Source organism: Kitasatospora sp. NPDC054768 (genome assembly GCF_053612025.1).
The window spans coordinates 23,183-38,378 of sequence record NZ_JBSHBN010000090.1 but is presented as its reverse complement, the minus strand read 5'-3'; the positions used below and the strand labels follow the sequence as shown (position 1 = coordinate 38,378).

Sequence of the window (15,196 nt, the reverse complement as noted above, 5' to 3'; positions counted from 1 at the left end):
GCGTCGCAGCGGGCGCGCAGGACGGCGAGGACGGCCTCGCCGGTGGTGGAGTCGAGGGCGCCGGTGGGTTCGTCGGCGAGGACCAGGCGGCGGTCGCCGATCAGGGCGCGGGCGATGGCGACGCGCTGCTGCTGGCCGCCGGACATGTCGTCGGGGAAGCGGTCGGCGAGTTCCCCGATGCCCAGCTCCTCCAGCGCGGCCAGCGCCTCCCGGCGGGCCCGGCGTCCCGGGACGCCGTCGAGTTCGCGCGGCAGGGCGATGTTCTCGGCGGCGGTCAGGGCCGGGATCAGGTTGTAGTCCTGGAAGACGTACCCGATCGAGCGCCGCCGCAGGTCGGCGAGCCTGCCGCGGCCGAGGCCGCCGAGCGCGACCCCCTCCACCAGCACTTCGCCGTCGCTGGGCTGGTCCAGCCCGCCGGCCAGGGTCAGCAGGGTCGACTTCCCGGAGCCGGACGGGCCCATCACGGCGACGAACTCGCCCGGGTGGACGGCCAGGTCGATGCCGCGCAGGGCGTGCACCTCGGCGGCGCCCCGCCCGTGCACGCGGGTGACGCCCGCCAGGCGCAGGACGGGTGCGGGCCGGGTCGGATCGGTGTGGGACACACTTCCCCCTCGTGAGCTGCTCAACTGCATATGTCGGTGAACTATATATGCCGGAGGACGTGCTGCGCGGCGGGATGGTTCCCGAATGGTTTCCGGAGAGTTCTCCGGTGGGGGTGATCGGATTCAGTCAAACTTCTACAAAGCTGTCGAGGATGTGGGCGGAAACCCGGTCCGGGTCGTTCGGGGGCGGTCTATGCTCGGGGCGGTTCGCGGCTCGCGGTTCACCGCTCGGGGGGTCCGTGCCGTGCCGCGTCGCCGAGCGCGTCACCCGACGCGCGGTCAGCCCCGTGTGCGGCAACCGGCGGGGGGTCGGTACGACCACCCTGCGCGCCTACCCGTCGGCCGCGGGGGTGATGGCCATCATCGAGGTCGTCAAGACCGCGCGCCGAACCGTCGGCCGTGCCGACCGCACGTCACCGCCCGCCCCGCACGGACGGTCGGTGGGCGGCGGCTCGCCACCCGTCCGTACCCTCCTCCCGTGAAGGAGGTGCCGTCGTGCACACCCTGACCACCGTCGACTTCCTCGTCCGGCTCGCCACCGGCGTCGCCTGCGGCGCGCTGATCGGCGTCGAGCGCCAGTGGCGGGCCCGGATGGCCGGCCTGCGCACCAACGCCCTGGTCGCCGCCGGCGCCACCCTCTTCGTGCTCTACAGCGAGGCCGTCGGCGACACCGGCAGTCCCACCAGGGTCGCGTCGTACGTCGTCTCCGGCATCGGCTTCCTCGGCGGTGGCGTCATCCTGCGCGACGGCGCCGGCGTGCGCGGCCTCAACACCGCGGCCACGCTGTGGTGTTCGGCCGCCGTCGGGGTGCTGGCCGCCGCCGGCGAACTGCAGCTGGCCGTCCTCGGCACGCTCGCCGTGCTCGCCGTCCACCTGGTGCTGCGCCCGGCCGGCCGACTGCTCGACCGGGCCCCGCAGTCCGGCAGCGACCCGGACTCCACCAGCCGCGCCACCATCCACCTGGAGTGCGACCGCAAGTCCGAGACCCACATCCGGGCCCTGCTGCTCCAGGCCCTCGCCGCCTCCGGGCTCGCCCCGACCGGTCTGCGGGCCCGCCGCACCGACAGCGGGGACGCCACCAGCCTGCGGGCCACCGTCGCGATCACCGGGTCGGTCGCCCCGGCGCTCGAACAGGTCGTCACCCGGCTGTCGTTGGAGCCGGGCGTGCGCGACCTGCACTGGCACCTGGAGGACGAACCGGAGGACCCCGGCAACCCGGCGCTCGCCTGAGGCCGTAGCGCCGTCGCGCCGTCGCCGTCGCCGTCGCCGTCGCCGTCGCCGTCGCCGTCGCCGTCGCCGTCGCCGTGCCGCCGCGCCGCCGTGCCACCGCAGGCCCCGCACGCCCCGGAACCGCCGCCCGACCCCGCCCGAACCGACTGGAGGCCCGATGCCGACCCCCGAACCCGAGCACGGGCCGCTGGTGCCGATGCTGCTGGTGCTGACCGTGGTCACCGGAGTGGTGGACGCGGTCAGCTACCTCGAACTCGGCCACGTCTTCGTCGCCAACATGACCGGCAACGTGGTGTTCCTCGGCTTCGCCCTGGCCGGCGCCGCCAACCTCTCCGCCACCGCCTCGCTGGCCGCCCTCGCCGCCTTCCTGCTCGGCGCGCTGGCCGGCGGTCACCTCGCCCGTCGTCTGCCCGGCCACCGCGGTCACCTGCTGACCGCCGCCGTCGCCGTCCAGTCGGCGCTGGTCGCGGCGGCCACCGTGCTGGCGGCCGTGGCCGGCCACACCGGCGACCCGGCCCGCTACGTCCTGATCGGGCTGCTCGGCTTCGCCATGGGCGGCCAGAACGCGGTGGTCCGCGCCCTGAAGGTGCCCGACCTCACCACCACCGTGCTCACCATGACCATCACCGCCCTGGCCGCCGACCGCACCGGCCCCCGCCGTCTCGCCTCCGCCGTCTGGATGTTCGCCGGTGCCCTCCTCGGCGCCGTCCTCGTCCTCCGCGCGAACGTCCCCCTCGCCCTCGCCCTGGCCCTCGTGCTGCTCCTCGCCGTCGCCGCCCTCACCCACCGCGCGGCCAGGCCCACCCCCGCCCCGGCCTGGACCCGCCCCCGCTGACCCGGCGACGACGGCCCCGGAGTCGCGGTCCGCCCGATGCGCTACCGTCCCGGCAGGCCGCGGCCTACGGATCGTCGTGAGGGACAGGTGAGTTGCATGGGCGCCGGCGCCTGGTCGTACGCGGTTCCCCATCGGGAGGACCTTCAGGCCGCCCTGGACGCGCTGAGGGAGAAGGTCTTCGCGGAGGACGGGTACGACCTGCGGGAGGGGCTCGGATCGCTCGCGGAGCTCATGGACTCCGGCCGGCTCGACGAGCAGGGCGCGCACTCCGTGCTCGACGTGGTCACCGTGGTCCACTGCGCCGTCGACGAGGAGGACCACGGCGATGTCCGGGTGGTGGAGGGGGCCGAGGCCGTGGAGCTGTTCGGCACCGACCGGCCTTCGCTGGACGTCGTCCGCGCCGCCGAGGAGAAGGGCGCGGGCGACATCGACTTCCCGCCCTCCTTCCGGGGCTCGGGCTGTTGCACGGTCACCTACGGGCCGGACGGCGCTCCTGACGGCCTCTACTTCTGGGGCGTCACCGGCGACTGACGGGCCGGGGTCGGGCCCCGGCCCCGGTCAGTCCTCGCTGCGGTGGCCGGCGCGGCCGCTCCAGCGGGGTTCGAGGCGGGCCCAGCCGGTGCTCCAGGCGGTCTCGGCACGGCGGTCGAGGGCGTGGAGGCGCAGCCGGAGGGCGAGCGCGAGCAGGGCCAGGAGGGCGAGGAGGGCCCCGGCGCCCGTGCAGGCGGCGGAGACCGCGAGGGCCACGCGGTCGGCCGGGGGAGCGGAGACGGCGCCGGCCGGATCGACCCAGACGGGGACGTGGCTGCCGGTGACGGCGGAGTGCGGGGCCTGGACGGTGCCGACGTGCCGGGTGCCGTCGGGGGCGGTCCAGGCCGCGTCGGCGTCGATCCGGTTGCTGTAGCCGCCGGCGAAGCGGCTGCCGACGGCGGTGGCGCGGTCCGGGACGCCGCGGACCACGGCGTCGACCTGCTGCAGCCGTGCGCGGTCGGTGTCGGCCAGGTGGGCGGTGGAGCGGTAGAGGAGCAGGGAGCCGCCCGTGGCGAGGGCGAGCGCGAGCACCGCGCCGAGCAGGGCGGACAGCCAGGCGCGGGCCCGGGAGCGGTCGAGGGGGCGGACGAGCGGCTCGTGCCGGGCACCGAGGGCCCGCCGCAGCTGTCGGCCGGCGCGTCGGGGGAGCGACGCGGGCCGGGCCGGACGGGGTGTGCTGGACACGGTGAGGGCTCCTCAGGGACGCGGGGGCGCAGGGTGGTTCCCGCCCCAATCTCCCCCCGGCGGGCCTCCGCGCACAAGACTCGTGCGCGCCCGGAGGACCGCCAGGGCCGCTCGGCCCCGCAGTCGGGACGTTCGGCCCTCGGCATCCGCCGGGCGGTCCGGGCAGGCTGGGGAGCGGCGGCGCCCTCCCGGTGCTTGGGCGCGGCCGTGGCCCGGTTCGGCCGTGGGGGCGCCGGGTCGAGGTATGGGGCAGGGGGTGGTCGTGGGGTCACCCCCTGCCTGTGCCGTGCCCGGCACCTGGCCGCTCTCCGCCCGTGCCCCGCAGGGAAGCTGACGACGTCCCAGGTCATGGCCTTATTCTGCCCGGATATACACTCGGAGTATACGCCGGGTGTATGTTTCCCTCCATGAGTGTTCCTTTGACCCTCCTGGGGCTGCTGGAGCGTGAGCCCAGCCACGGCTACGACCTCAAGCGCGACTACGACGCCCTCTTCGGCCGCGGCAAGCCCCTTCCGTACGGTCAGGTCTACGCGACCCTCGGCCGACTGGCCCGCGACGGCAAGGTGATGGCCGGCGAGGCGGAGCCCGGCGACGGGCCCGAGCGCAAGCGGTACGTCATCACCGAGACCGGGGCGACCGAGTTCGAGACCTGGCTGCGGGAACCGGTCGCACCCGAGCCCAACCTCCAGTCCGTGCTGTTCACCAAGGTGGTGCTGGCCCTGATGCTGGGCCGCGACGCCGAGCACTACCTGGACACCCAGCGCGCCGCCCACCTGCGCCGGATGCGCGAACTCACCGAACTGCGCCGCACCGGCGCCCTGGTGGACGCCCTGCTCGCCGACCACGGCCTGTTCCACCTGGAGGCCGACCTGCGCTGGATCGACCTCACCGCCGCCCGCCTGGACGCGCTCGCCGCGGAGGTGAACGCATGACCGCGGTCATCGAGGCCCGGGACGTCGCCCTCGCCTTCGGCGAGACGCCGGCGCTGCGCGGGGCGAGCCTGTCCGTGGAGGCCGGCGAGGTGCTCGCCGTCATGGGCCCCAGCGGCTCGGGCAAGTCGACGTTGCTCCACTGCCTGGCCGGCATCCTGGTGCCCGACGCGGGCGAGGTGCTGTTCGGCGGGAAGCGACTGGACGCGATGCCGGAGGCGCAGCGCAGTGCCCTGCGCCGCGACAGGTTCGGCTTCGTGTTCCAGTTCGGCCAGCTGGTGCCGGAGTTGACGGCCGAGGAGAACGTCGCCCTGCCGCTGCTGCTGAACGGCGTGCGCCGTTCCGCCGCGCTGGCGGAGGCCCGGCCGTGGTTCGCCCGGCTCGGCCTGGACGGCCTGGAGAAGCGCCGCTCCGGCGAGCTGTCGGGCGGTCAGGCGCAACGGGTCGCGCTGGCCCGCGGGTTGGTGGCCCGCCCGCAGGTGCTGTTCGCCGACGAGCCGACCGGCGCCCTGGACTCGCTGACCGGCGAGCAGGTGATGGACCTGATGGTCGCCTCGGCCCGCGAGCAGGGCACCACCGTCGTCCTGGTGACCCACGAGCCCCGGGTCGCCGCCTTCGCCGACCGCGAGGCGATCGTCCGCGACGGCAAGGCCCGTGCGCTCTCGGCCGGAGCCGGAACGGTGGCCCCGTGATCGCCTTCTCGCTCCGCCTGGCCGTCAGCGGCGGCCGGGAGGCGGTGGCCCGGCTGCTGATGATCGCGGCGGCGGTCGCGATCGGCGTCGGGCTGCTGCTGTCCACGCTCGCCAGCATGAACGCGATCGAGCGGGCCAACCAGCGCCAGGTCTGGCTCGATACGGGCGCCGCGAGCCGGACCGGGGCCGCGCCGGTCGACCCGCTCTGGTGGCGGCCGCACCTGGACTACTACGACGGCTCGGACATCCGCGAGGTCGACCTCGCCGCCACCGGGGCGACCTCGCCCGTCCCGCCGGGGCTCGACCGCCTGCCGGCCCCCGGGGAGTACTACGCCTCCCCGGCCCTGGCCGAGCTGCTGCGCAAGGTCCCGGCCGTCGAACTCGGTGACCGCATCCCCGGCCGGATGGTCGGCAGGCTGAACGACTCGGCGATGCCGTCCCCGGACACCCTGGCCGTGCTCGTGGGCCGGACGGTCGACGAGGTCAAGGGCGCGCACGGGGCCGTCGCCGTCACCACCATCGCCACGACCCGACCCGAGTGCGGGAACGGTGACTGCCTGAGCCGGGGCATCCGGGGCGATGCGATGACGCTCATCCTGTCCGTCGTGGGCGGTGCGATGATCTTCCCGGTGCTGATCTTCATCGGCACCGCGACCCGCCTGTCCGCCGCCACCCGGGAGCAGCGGTTCGCCGCGATGCGGCTGGTCGGCGCCACCCCGCGGCAGATCGCGCTGATCGCCGCGGTCGAGTCCACCGTCGCCGCGGTGGCCGGTACGGTCGCCGGCTTCGGCCTCTACCGCGCGCTGCGCTCGCCGGCGGCCGAGGTGCCCTTCACCGGCGGCCGCTTCCACCTCGACGACCTGACCCTGACCGGGCTCCAGATACTGGGCACCGCCCTGGCCGTGCCGTTGGCCGCAGCGGTCGCGGCCCGGTTCGCGCTGCGCCGGGTCGCCATCTCCCCCCTGGGCGTCAGCCGGCGGGTCACCCCGCAGCCGCCCCGGGCCTGGCGGCTGATCCCGCTGCTGGCCGGGCTCGCGGAGCTGGTGTACTTCGTCGGCCGCCGCCCGGCCACCGGCAACGGGCAGGCCGCGGCCTACCTGCCCGGGTTCCTGCTGGTGATGCTGGGCCTGGTGATCGCCGGGCCGTGGCTGACCATGGTCGCCGCCCGTACGGTCGCCCGCCGCACCGGCCGCCCGGCCACGCTGATCGCGGTGCGCCGGCTCGCGGACGACCCGAAGACCGGGTTCCGCGCGGTCAGCGGCCTGATCCTGGCACTGTTCGTCACCACGTCGACGGTTTGCATCATCGGCACGATCAACGCCAACCGCGGTTCGCTGGGCGGCGATCCGATGTCCCGGGCGTCCGTGGTGCAGGGCGAGTTCCGGGACGGCCGGCCGCCGTTGGCGGGCTCGACGCCGGAGCGGGTGCTGGCCGAGGTGCGGGCGGTGCCGGGCTTCAAGGGCCTCGCGGTGGTCCACAGCAATCCGGACGGGCTCGCGAAGTACCCCGTGAACCCGCGCCCGGACGCCCCGCTCATGACCCCCGGCCTGGTGTCCTGCGCGGACCTCGCCCGGATCCCCGTGGTCGGCCACTGCGCGGCCGGGGCGAGCGTCGCCGCCGTCCCTCTGCGCGACTTCCTCAACCTCACGTCGCACCCCGACACCGAGTGGCCCGCCGCCCCGATCTCCGCGGAGGAGGTCGCCGGGCTCCCGGTCCAGGCGCTCTACGCCACGACCGACGGATCGGCGGCGGCGAAGGAACGGGTCCGGACGGTCTTCACCGCGGCATGGCCGGACCACGACGCGCACACGGTCGGCGACTGGGCCACCGAAGGTCAGCAACAGCTCGCCGGATGGCGGCAGTTGGCGAACGTCGTGCTGCTGACCACGCTTCCGATCGCCGGGTGCAGCCTCGCGGTCAGCGTGGTGGCCGGGCTCTCCGACCGCAGGCGGCCGTTCGCGATGCTGCGGCTCACGGGGTCGCCGCTGCGCCTGCTGCAGCGGGTGATCGCGCTGGAGAGCGTGCTGCCGCTGCTGGCGGTGGCGGTGATCTCGCTCGGCGCGGCCTTCGCCGCCGCGGCCCTGTTCCTCTCGTCCCAGATGGACTACGGCCTGGTGTCGCCCGGGGCGGTGTACTTCGGCGTCGTCGCCCTCGGCATCGTCGCCTCGGTCGGGATCATCGCCTCCACCCTGCCGCTGCTGAAGCGGATCACCGGGCCGGAGGCGGCCCGCAACGGCTGACCACCCCGGCCCGGAGGCTGCCCCGCCGCCCGCCCTCAGCGGGCGACGGGGTAGCCGTGCGTCCCGGCCCGCACCTGCGGGGACAGCCCCGGCAGCCAGCTGCCGAGGACCAGCGCGGACGGGTAGAACATCGGCTCCGGCAGCGCGTCCACCGGGAAGCGCTCCCAGCCGGCGCAGGCGTGCGGCTCGGTGACCACGGCCTCGGCCAGGCTGGGCGGCGCCAGCACGGCGGCGGTCAGCCTGGGCCGGCCGAGCTCGTGGTCGAGGTGGACGGCGAGCACCCGCATCTCCTCGGCGGGCAGCACGATGCCGGTCTCCTCGGCGAGTTCGCGGGCCGCGGTCCGCTCGAAGGACTCGCCGAGGTCGACCTTGCCGCCGGGCAGGCTCCAGGTGGGCGGCTCGCCGGCGGTGGTCCGGCGGCCGATCAGCACCCGGCCGTCCCCGGTGGGCACGATGATCCCCGCGCCGAGCAGCGGTGCGGTCGGTGCTGTGCTCAACTCGCCATCTCCTTCAGCAGGTCACCAGTTGGCGCGGTCGTAGTCCTTGAGGAAGCAGCCGTACAGGTCCTCGCCGGCCTCGCCGCGCACGATCGGGTCGTACACCCGCGCCGCGCCGTCGACCAGGTCGAGCGGGGCGTGGAAGCCCTCGTCGGCGAGCCGCATCTTGTCCGGGTGCGGGCGCTCGTCGGTGATCCAGCCGGTGTCCACGGCGGTCATCAGGATGCCGTCGGACTGGAACATCTCCTCCGCGCTGGTGCGGGTGAGCATGTTGAGCGCGGCCTTGGCCATGTTGGTGTGCGGGTGGCCGGCGCCCTTGTAGCCGCGCGCGAACACGCCCTCCATCGCGGAGACGTTGACCACGTACTTGCGGCGGGACGAGGAGGCGGCCATCGCCGGGCGCAGCCGGCTGATCAGGATGAACGGCGCGGTGGAGTTGCAGAGCTGGACCTCCAGCAGCTCCATCGGGCCGACCTCCGAGACGGTCTGCACCCAGCTGTTGGTGTCCGCGAGGTCGGGCACCAGGCCGCCGGCGTCGATCGCGGTGCCGGCCGCGATCCGGGCGGGCGTGGCGGAGCCGGTGACCAGGGCCAGCGAGGTGACGTCCTCGGCGGTGATCCGCTGCACGTCGCCGCCCGCCTGGTGGGGGAGTGCGGGCAGGTCGACGCTGCCGCTGCCGAAGCGGCCGATGGTGGTGGCCTGCGGCAGCTCGCCGGCCGGCAGCGGCGCGGACTCGGCGTTCACCAGCTCGCGGTAGGACTCCGGCGGGCGGCGCACGGTCTGCGCGGCGTTGTTGATCAGGATGTCCAGCGGGCCGTCGGCGGCGACCTCGTCGGCCAGCGCCAGCACCTGGGCCGGGTCGCGCAGGTCGATGCCGACGATCTTGAGGCGGTGGATCCACTCGGCGCTGTCCGGCATCGCCTTGAAGCGGCGGATCGCGTCGTTGGGGAAGCGGGTGGTGATGGTGGTGTGGGCGCCGTCGCGCAGCAGCATCAGCGCGATGTACATCCCGATCTTGGCGCGGCCGCCGGTGAGCAGCGCGCGCTTGCCGGTGAGGTCGGCGCGGGCGTCCCGGCGGGCGCGGTTCTTGACCGCGCAGTTCTGGCAGAGGTTGTGGTAGAAGGCGTCGACCTCGACGTACCGCTGCTTGCAGGTGTAGCAGGAGCGCGGGCGCTCCAGGATGCCGGCGATCTCGGTGGTGGTGACGGTGGTCAGGCCGAAGGCGCCGGCCGTCTCGTCGTCGATCCGGCTCGGCGCACCGGTGGCGGTGCGGGCGGTGACCTCACGGTCGTTGGCGGTCTTGCGGGCCCGGGTCTCCTGGCGGCGACGCTGCTTCAGGGTGCGGAATATGCCGCCGACGGCCTGGCGGACGGTGATCGCGTCCGGGTGGTCCACGTGCAGCTCGTCGAGCTCGGCGATCACCTCCAGGCAGAGCCTCAGCCGCTCGGGGTCGAGGCCGGGACCGTAGTCGATCTCCTCGGCGTCCCCGATCCGGTCCGGCGCGATGTCCGGCCGCGCGATGTCCGTCTGTTCGATGTCCGTCTGCCCGATGCTCACGCCTGCTGCCGCTTTCCCGTTCGCCACGCCCACACGCGTGAAGCCATGCCCGTTACCGCGTGAATGCTACGGGAGCGGTCCGGACCGGGGCGAAAACCGGACGTCGGAGGGGGTCTTTGGATGATCCTCCATGTCTACGCGCGGAGCATTGATCACGGTTTGTGGACAGCCCCAGCAAAGCTCCTCGAACTGGCTTTTGGCCCCGCCCTCACGGAGAATCGAATGCTGGGTGCCGGGCGCCCGAGTGCGCTCCGGCGGCATCGCCGCAACCGCACCCGAGGTGTATCCCCCAGCCAGAGAGCCCTTCTTCATGCGCTTCCTGAACGACCTCAAGCCCTCGTACGACCTGACGTACGACGACGTCTTCATGGTCCCCAGCCGTTCCGCCGTGGGCTCCCGGCAGGGCGTGGACCTCTCCTCGAACGACGGCACCGGCACCACCATCCCGCTGGTCGTGGCCAACATGACCGCCATCGCCGGCCGCCGGATGGCCGAGACCGTCGCCCGCCGCGGCGGCCTGGTCGCCATCCCGCAGGACATCCCCACCGAGGTCATCGCCGAGGTCGTCTCCTGGGTCAAGCAGCGCCACCTGGTCTTCGACACCCCCATCACGCTCGCCCCGGGCGCCACCGTGGCCGAGGCCGTCTCGCTGCTGCCCAAGCGCGCCCACGGCGCCCTCGTGGTGGTCGAGGACGGCAGGCCGGTCGGCGTGGTCACCGAGTCCGACTGCCAGGGCGTGGACCGCTTCACCAGCCTGGCCGACATCATGTCCCGCGAGCTGCTGGTGCTGGACGAGGGCATCGACCCGCGGACCGCCTTCGACAAGCTCACCGAGGCGCACCGCAAGCTCGCCCCGGTCGTGGACGGCGAGGGCCGGCTGGTCGGCCTCCTCACCCGCAAGGGCGCGCTGCGCGCCACCCTCTACACCCCGGCCCTGGACGCGGCCGGCAAGCTGCGGATCGCCGCCACCGTCGGCATCAACGGCGACGTCGCGGGCAAGGCCGAGGCGCTGATCGAGGCCGGCGCCGACGTGCTGGTGGTCGACACCGCGCACGGCCACCAGGAGTCCATGATCAGCGCGCTGCGCGCGGTGCGCGGACTGGACCCGCGGGTCCCGATCGTGGCCGGCAACGTGGTCTCCGCCGTCGGTGTCCGCGACCTGGTCGAGGCGGGCGCCGACATCCTCAAGGTCGGCGTCGGCCCCGGCGCCATGTGCACCACCCGGATGATGACCGGCGTCGGCCGGCCGCAGTTCTCCGCCGTCCTGGAGTGCGCCGCCGAGGCGCGCCGGCTCGGCAAGCACGTCTGGGCGGACGGCGGCGTGCGCCACCCGCGCGACGTCGCGATGGCGCTGGCCGCCGGCGCCTCCAACGTGATGATCGGCTCCTGGTTCGCCGGTACCTACGAGTCCCCGGGCGACCTCCAGACCGCCGCCGACGGCCGCCAGTACAAGGAGAGCTTCGGCATGGCCTCGGCCCGTGCGGTGAGCAACCGCACCGCCCAGGACTCCTCGTACGACCGGGCCCGCAAGGCGCTGTTCGAGGAGGGCATCTCGCACTCCCGGATGTTCCTCGACCCGGCCCGCCCGGGCGTCGAGGACCTGATCGACTCGATCATCGCGGGCGTCCGCAGCTCCTGCACCTACGCGGGCGCTGCCAGTCTGGAGGAGTTCCACGAGAAGGCGATCGTGGGCATCCAGAGCGCGGCCGGCTACGCCGAGGGCAAGCCGCTGCACTCCAGCTGGGCCTGATCGCCGCCGGCGCCCGCGGCGCCCGCGTCCGTACCGCCGGCCGGCCGGTTCCTCGCCTCGGGGAGCCGGGCGGCCGCGGCCGTCACGGAGGCCTGCCGCCCGGTGCCCGGCACCCCGTCCGGTCCGGTGCCCGGTACGCCGTCCGGACCGGCGCCCGGCACCCCGTCCGGCCGGGGTGGGAGCAGTGCTCCGAGCGGGAGCAGCAGGGCGCGGCCGAGCAGTCCGACCGAACCGTCCAGCGCGGCGGCGAAGGCCCGGGCCGCGCCCGGCAGGTACCGCAGCTCCCACAGCGCCTCCACGGCGTTCCAGGCGCCCTCCCGGGCGGCCCCGACCGACCAGACGCCGAGCAGGTGGGGGAGCGGCTCGGCGAGCTCCAGCAGGTCGGGGCCGGGCATCAGCTGCTCCCGGACGGCCGTCTCCACCTCGGCCAGCACCCGGTTGATCCGGTGGTAGTCCTCCTCGACGGCGGCGGGCTCGCAGCCCCGGCGGCGGCAGGTGTCCACGACGGCCAGCGGCAGGTCGTGCTGGATGTGGGCGTTCATCCCGGCCAGTGCGAACTGCAGCGGGTGCACTCCCGGGTGGGCGCGCAGCGCGAACAGCGGCCGCCAGCAGGCGGGCGGCTCCCGTCCGGCCGCGTCGGCGGCCACGGCCCGCAGGTAGTGCCCGGCGAACACCACGTCCAGCTCGGCCGTCGCCCGCGGGTCGACGAAGCACCCGTGGTCCAGCCGGTCGCGCACCGCCTGCGTCACGGTGAGGTAGATCCGGTTGAAGACCGCCACGCCGTCGGCCGGGGGCAGCCCCGCCCCGATCCGCCGCAGCCGGTCGATCACCCGCCCGACCGCGGCCGTCCTCGTGGCCGCCCGCGCCCCCGCTGCCGTCGTACGATCCACCGCCGTGCCGGGCATGCGCCACCCTCCGATGCCGATCGTGCACTGATCGCATCATCGTGACAGCGTGGGCGGGTGCCCGGTGGACGCAGCACGAGCCCGTCGAGCCGGTGTCACACGATCAGGCTGATTCCGTCCGTGGCATGGCACGTATTCGGTCATGACGTTGCAGGGGCTTTGCCGATCCCCCACCTCCTGCCATCATCCCTGCCGTGATCAACCGACGAACCCTCATCGCCGCGTTCGCCGCGGCCCCGGCCCTCGGCACCCTCGGTGCCGTCGTGGGAAGCACCCCCGCGAGCGCCGCCGCCGACCTGTACCCCTCCAACACGGCCCTCTACGCCAGCACGACCGTGGTCGAGGGCGTGGACTACGGCCGCCGCTACCGCCGGCACCTGATGGACGACCAGAGCCTGCAGGGCCGCACGTCCGTCGTCCGGACGACCGTCATCGCCCCGCACGGCGGCGGCATCGAGGTCGGCACCTCCGAACTCTGCCTGGCCGTCGCCGGCTACCACCCGGCCGACCTCGCGCCGACCCCGGCCGCCGGGCCGACGCACGACTACTGGATGTTCGAGGGCCTGCGCTCCTCCAACAACAGCGAGCTGCACGTCACCTCGACCCACTGCGACGACGGCGTGGCCCGGGCGATGTGCGGCGGCAGCCTCAACGTGGTGTCGCTGCACGGTTGCACCGCCGCCCAGGCCGGCCTGGAGGCCGGTGCCCAGGCCGTGCTGGTCGGCGGCCTGAACGCCACCCTCCGCCAGTACCTGATGGAGGAGTTCGCGGCGGCGGGCATCCGGGCGGTGACCGCCTCCGGCGAGGAGGAGATCGCGGGCATCTCCCCGGAGAACATCTGCAACCGCAGCCTGCTCGGGATGGGCGCCCAGCTGGAGATGACCACCGAGCTGCGGGCCGCGATGTTCGCCCCGGGCAAGAACACCCGCGCCGACCGGGCGACCAACACCCTGCCGCTGTTCTGGAGCTGTGCGACCGCGGTCCGGGCCGCGATCCGGCGGCTGGAAGCGGGCCAGCCCGTCCTCTGACGGGCCGGACAGCCGGGCAGCCGGACAGCCGGCCGCGGCGCGCGGGGCCGGCGTCAGCCCAGCTCGTACTCCAGGACGTAGGTGTGGGCGCCGGACTCGTCGACGGTCAGCCGGAACTCCCCGGTGATCCCGGCCAGCTCGCCCGCGCCCGTGCCCGGCACCACGCGTATCGTCGTGCCGGCGGTGTCCCAGGCCGTGTGCTGGAGCACGAACGAGCCCGCGCGCCCGTCCAGTTCACCCGTCACGTGCTCCACCGCGACGTACGAGGCCGGGCTGCCGGAGGGGCCCGTGACGGAGAGCATCCGCACCTCGCTCGCCCCGCTCAGCCCGCCCGTGAAGGTCTTGGCGATCCGGACCCGCCCGAAGGCCGCGCCCTCCCGCTCCTCCGTCTCCACCGGCTCGAACGCGGTGAGCTCGAACGACCCGCTCGCCCTGTTCCCCATGGCACCGTCCCCTCGTCGACCGTCCACTGCTGGTCGGCCGGCTCCCCGCCGACCGCGAACCGAGCCTTGCACACCCCACTGACAATCGCGTCCGGGCCGCTCGGCGGAGCCGCCGGAGCCGGCGGCGCGGCCCGGTCACGGCTCCCAGCGGATCGCCAGCACCGCCGCGTCGTCGGCCAGCCCGGTGGCCCCGACCCAGTCGCCGACGTCCTCCAGCACGGCGTCCAGCAGGTCCGCCGGCGAGCCGCCGTGCAGGCCGGGCAGCCGCTCCGCGATGGGGTAGAACCGGCCCCCGGCGTCCCGGGCCTCCGACACCCCGTCGGTGTGCAGGAGCAGGACGTCACCCGGCTCCGGCTCGAAGCGCCGGTCCGGGTACCCGCCGCCGGTGAGCCCGAGCAGCCCCAGCGGCGGCGCCGGGAACGGCGGCTCCAGCTCGCTCACCCGGCCCGCCCGGCGCAGCAGCGGGGGCGGGTGGCCGCAGTTCACCAGCCGCACCGGCCCCCGGTCCGCCGCCACGTCGAGCAGCAGCGCGGTGGCGAACCGCCCCTCGTCCGACGGCCGGGCGGCGAGCGCCGCGTCCAGCCGTTCGGCGAGCCGGCCGGGATCGGGTTCGGTCCGGGCGGCCTCCCGGAACACCCCGAGGACGTCCGCCGCCGTCTCCACCGCCGGCAGTCCGTGCCCCTGGACGTCGCCGAGCAGGATGCGCACCCCGAAACGGGTCTCCACCACGGCGTACAGGTCCCCGCCGATCCGCGCCTCGGCGGCCGCCGCCACGTACCGCACCGCCACGCGCAACGGCCCGATCCGCTCCGGCGGCGGGCGCAGCAGGGCCCGCTGCGCCGCCTCGGCCACCGTCCGGACCTGGAACAGCTCCCGCTCGCGGGCCGCCACCAGGACGACACTGGCGGCGCTGGCCAGGGTCGAGGCCAGGACGGTGACCGGCACGCTGATCCGGACCGAGAGCGGCAGCTGCGCGTTGGCCGACTCCAGCAGCCCGACGGTGAGCAGCGCCACCGCACCGACCAGCAGCGGCACCCGGGCCCGCCGGGTGGTCGCGCCGGCGAGCACCGGGGCCACCGCGAGCAGCGGGGCCAGGGTGGTTCCGGGCCCGATCGCCAGTGCGGCCACGACGGCGGCGACCAGCAGCAGGAGCGCGCCGTAGAGCAGCAGCCGGGTCCGCCTCGGCAGGTGCAGCGGCGGCACCCCGTCCGGGCCGTCGGCGGTCACGCGTCCTCCAGTGGTGCCGGTCGGTCGCTCCGGCGGGTCGATCCCG

The 15,196-nt window shown here is 74.8% G+C and carries 14 protein-coding genes and 1 pseudogene; 8 read left to right on the top strand and 7 right to left on the bottom strand.

The features are described from left to right. On the bottom strand, positions 1-632 hold a 632-nt coding region (locus ACWGKU_RS24900; protein WP_452191566.1), incomplete at its 3' end, for an ABC transporter ATP-binding protein. Positions 633-1,097: 465 nt separating this feature from the next. Here ACWGKU_RS24900 and ACWGKU_RS24895 point away from each other — a divergent pair. From ACWGKU_RS24895 to ACWGKU_RS24885, 3 genes are all read left to right on the top strand, one after another. Next, positions 1,098-1,832, top strand: a complete 735-nt coding sequence (locus ACWGKU_RS24895; RefSeq protein WP_401054864.1) for an MgtC/SapB family protein — start codon at positions 1,098-1,100, stop codon at positions 1,830-1,832. 157 nt (positions 1,833-1,989) lie between these two features. Further along, the gene (locus tag ACWGKU_RS24890) at positions 1,990-2,667 is read left to right on the top strand and encodes a YoaK family protein (RefSeq protein WP_401054863.1); all 678 of its coding nucleotides are present in this window, start codon (positions 1,990-1,992) and stop codon (positions 2,665-2,667) included. Positions 2,668-2,763: 96 nt separating this feature from the next. Continuing rightward, positions 2,764-3,198, top strand: a complete 435-nt coding sequence (locus tag ACWGKU_RS24885) for a hypothetical protein (RefSeq protein ID WP_452178986.1) — start codon at positions 2,764-2,766, stop codon at positions 3,196-3,198. Positions 3,199-3,225: 27 nt separating this feature from the next. On the opposite strand, the gene ACWGKU_RS24880 is transcribed toward ACWGKU_RS24885, so the two are convergent. After that, a complete protein-coding gene (locus ACWGKU_RS24880; protein ID WP_401054861.1) occupies positions 3,226-3,882 on the bottom strand; it encodes an Rv1733c family protein in 657 nt (218 codons plus the stop codon). A gap of 407 nt (positions 3,883-4,289) precedes the next feature. On the opposite strand from ACWGKU_RS24880, the gene ACWGKU_RS24875 reads away from it, so the two are divergent. Genes ACWGKU_RS24875 through ACWGKU_RS24865 form a run of 3 tightly spaced genes read left to right on the top strand, consistent with a single transcriptional unit; the run spans position 4,290 to position 7,743 of the window. After that, positions 4,290-4,814, top strand: a complete 525-nt coding sequence (locus tag ACWGKU_RS24875) for a PadR family transcriptional regulator (RefSeq protein WP_401049507.1) — start codon at positions 4,290-4,292, stop codon at positions 4,812-4,814. Then, positions 4,811-5,503: an ABC transporter ATP-binding protein gene (locus ACWGKU_RS24870; protein WP_401049509.1), complete on the top strand. Its 693-nt coding sequence runs from the start codon at positions 4,811-4,813 to the stop codon at positions 5,501-5,503. The genes ACWGKU_RS24875 and ACWGKU_RS24870 overlap by 4 nt, the downstream gene beginning before the upstream one ends. Further along, the gene (locus tag ACWGKU_RS24865; RefSeq protein ID WP_452178987.1) at positions 5,500-7,743 is read left to right on the top strand and encodes an FtsX-like permease family protein; all 2,244 of its coding nucleotides are present in this window, start codon (positions 5,500-5,502) and stop codon (positions 7,741-7,743) included. Before ACWGKU_RS24870 ends, ACWGKU_RS24865 begins: the two co-directional genes overlap by 4 nt. A gap of 35 nt (positions 7,744-7,778) precedes the next feature. Here the strand turns inward: ACWGKU_RS24865 and ACWGKU_RS24860 are convergent, their stop codons facing one another. Beyond that, entirely contained in the window at positions 7,779-8,240 is a 462-nt protein-coding gene (locus ACWGKU_RS24860; protein ID WP_359898714.1) for a nucleotide triphosphate diphosphatase NUDT15, read from the bottom strand. Between the two features lie 21 nt (positions 8,241-8,261). After that, positions 8,262-9,746 (bottom strand): SDR family NAD(P)-dependent oxidoreductase, encoded by a 1,485-nt coding sequence (locus ACWGKU_RS24855; RefSeq protein ID WP_452178997.1) that lies wholly within the window; start codon positions 9,744-9,746, stop codon positions 8,262-8,264. A gap of 361 nt (positions 9,747-10,107) precedes the next feature. Here ACWGKU_RS24855 and ACWGKU_RS24850 point away from each other — a divergent pair, with 361 nt between their 5' ends. Beyond that, the gene (locus ACWGKU_RS24850; RefSeq protein WP_452178988.1) at positions 10,108-11,547 is read left to right on the top strand and encodes a GuaB1 family IMP dehydrogenase-related protein; all 1,440 of its coding nucleotides are present in this window, start codon (positions 10,108-10,110) and stop codon (positions 11,545-11,547) included. A 191-nt stretch (positions 11,548-11,738) separates the two neighbouring features. Here the strand turns inward: ACWGKU_RS24850 and ACWGKU_RS24845 are convergent. After that, a pseudogene (locus ACWGKU_RS24845) lies at positions 11,739-12,452 on the bottom strand (DUF5995 family protein); the annotation flags it as partial. Between the two features lie 197 nt (positions 12,453-12,649). On the opposite strand from ACWGKU_RS24845, the gene ACWGKU_RS24840 reads away from it, so the two are divergent. Beyond that, positions 12,650-13,480 (top strand): poly-gamma-glutamate hydrolase family protein, encoded by an 831-nt coding sequence (locus ACWGKU_RS24840; protein ID WP_452178998.1) that lies wholly within the window; start codon positions 12,650-12,652, stop codon positions 13,478-13,480. 53 nt (positions 13,481-13,533) lie between these two features. On the opposite strand, the gene ACWGKU_RS24835 is transcribed toward ACWGKU_RS24840, so the two are convergent. Together ACWGKU_RS24835 and ACWGKU_RS24830 are read right to left on the bottom strand one after the other, a co-directional pair. Next, positions 13,534-13,923, bottom strand: coding sequence for a DUF3224 domain-containing protein (locus ACWGKU_RS24835; RefSeq protein WP_452178989.1), 390 nt, complete (start codon positions 13,921-13,923; stop codon positions 13,534-13,536). Positions 13,924-14,058: 135 nt separating this feature from the next. Next, a complete protein-coding gene (locus ACWGKU_RS24830) occupies positions 14,059-15,150 on the bottom strand; it encodes a PP2C family protein-serine/threonine phosphatase (protein WP_452178990.1) in 1,092 nt (363 codons plus the stop codon). Positions 15,151-15,196: the final 46 nt, after the last annotated feature.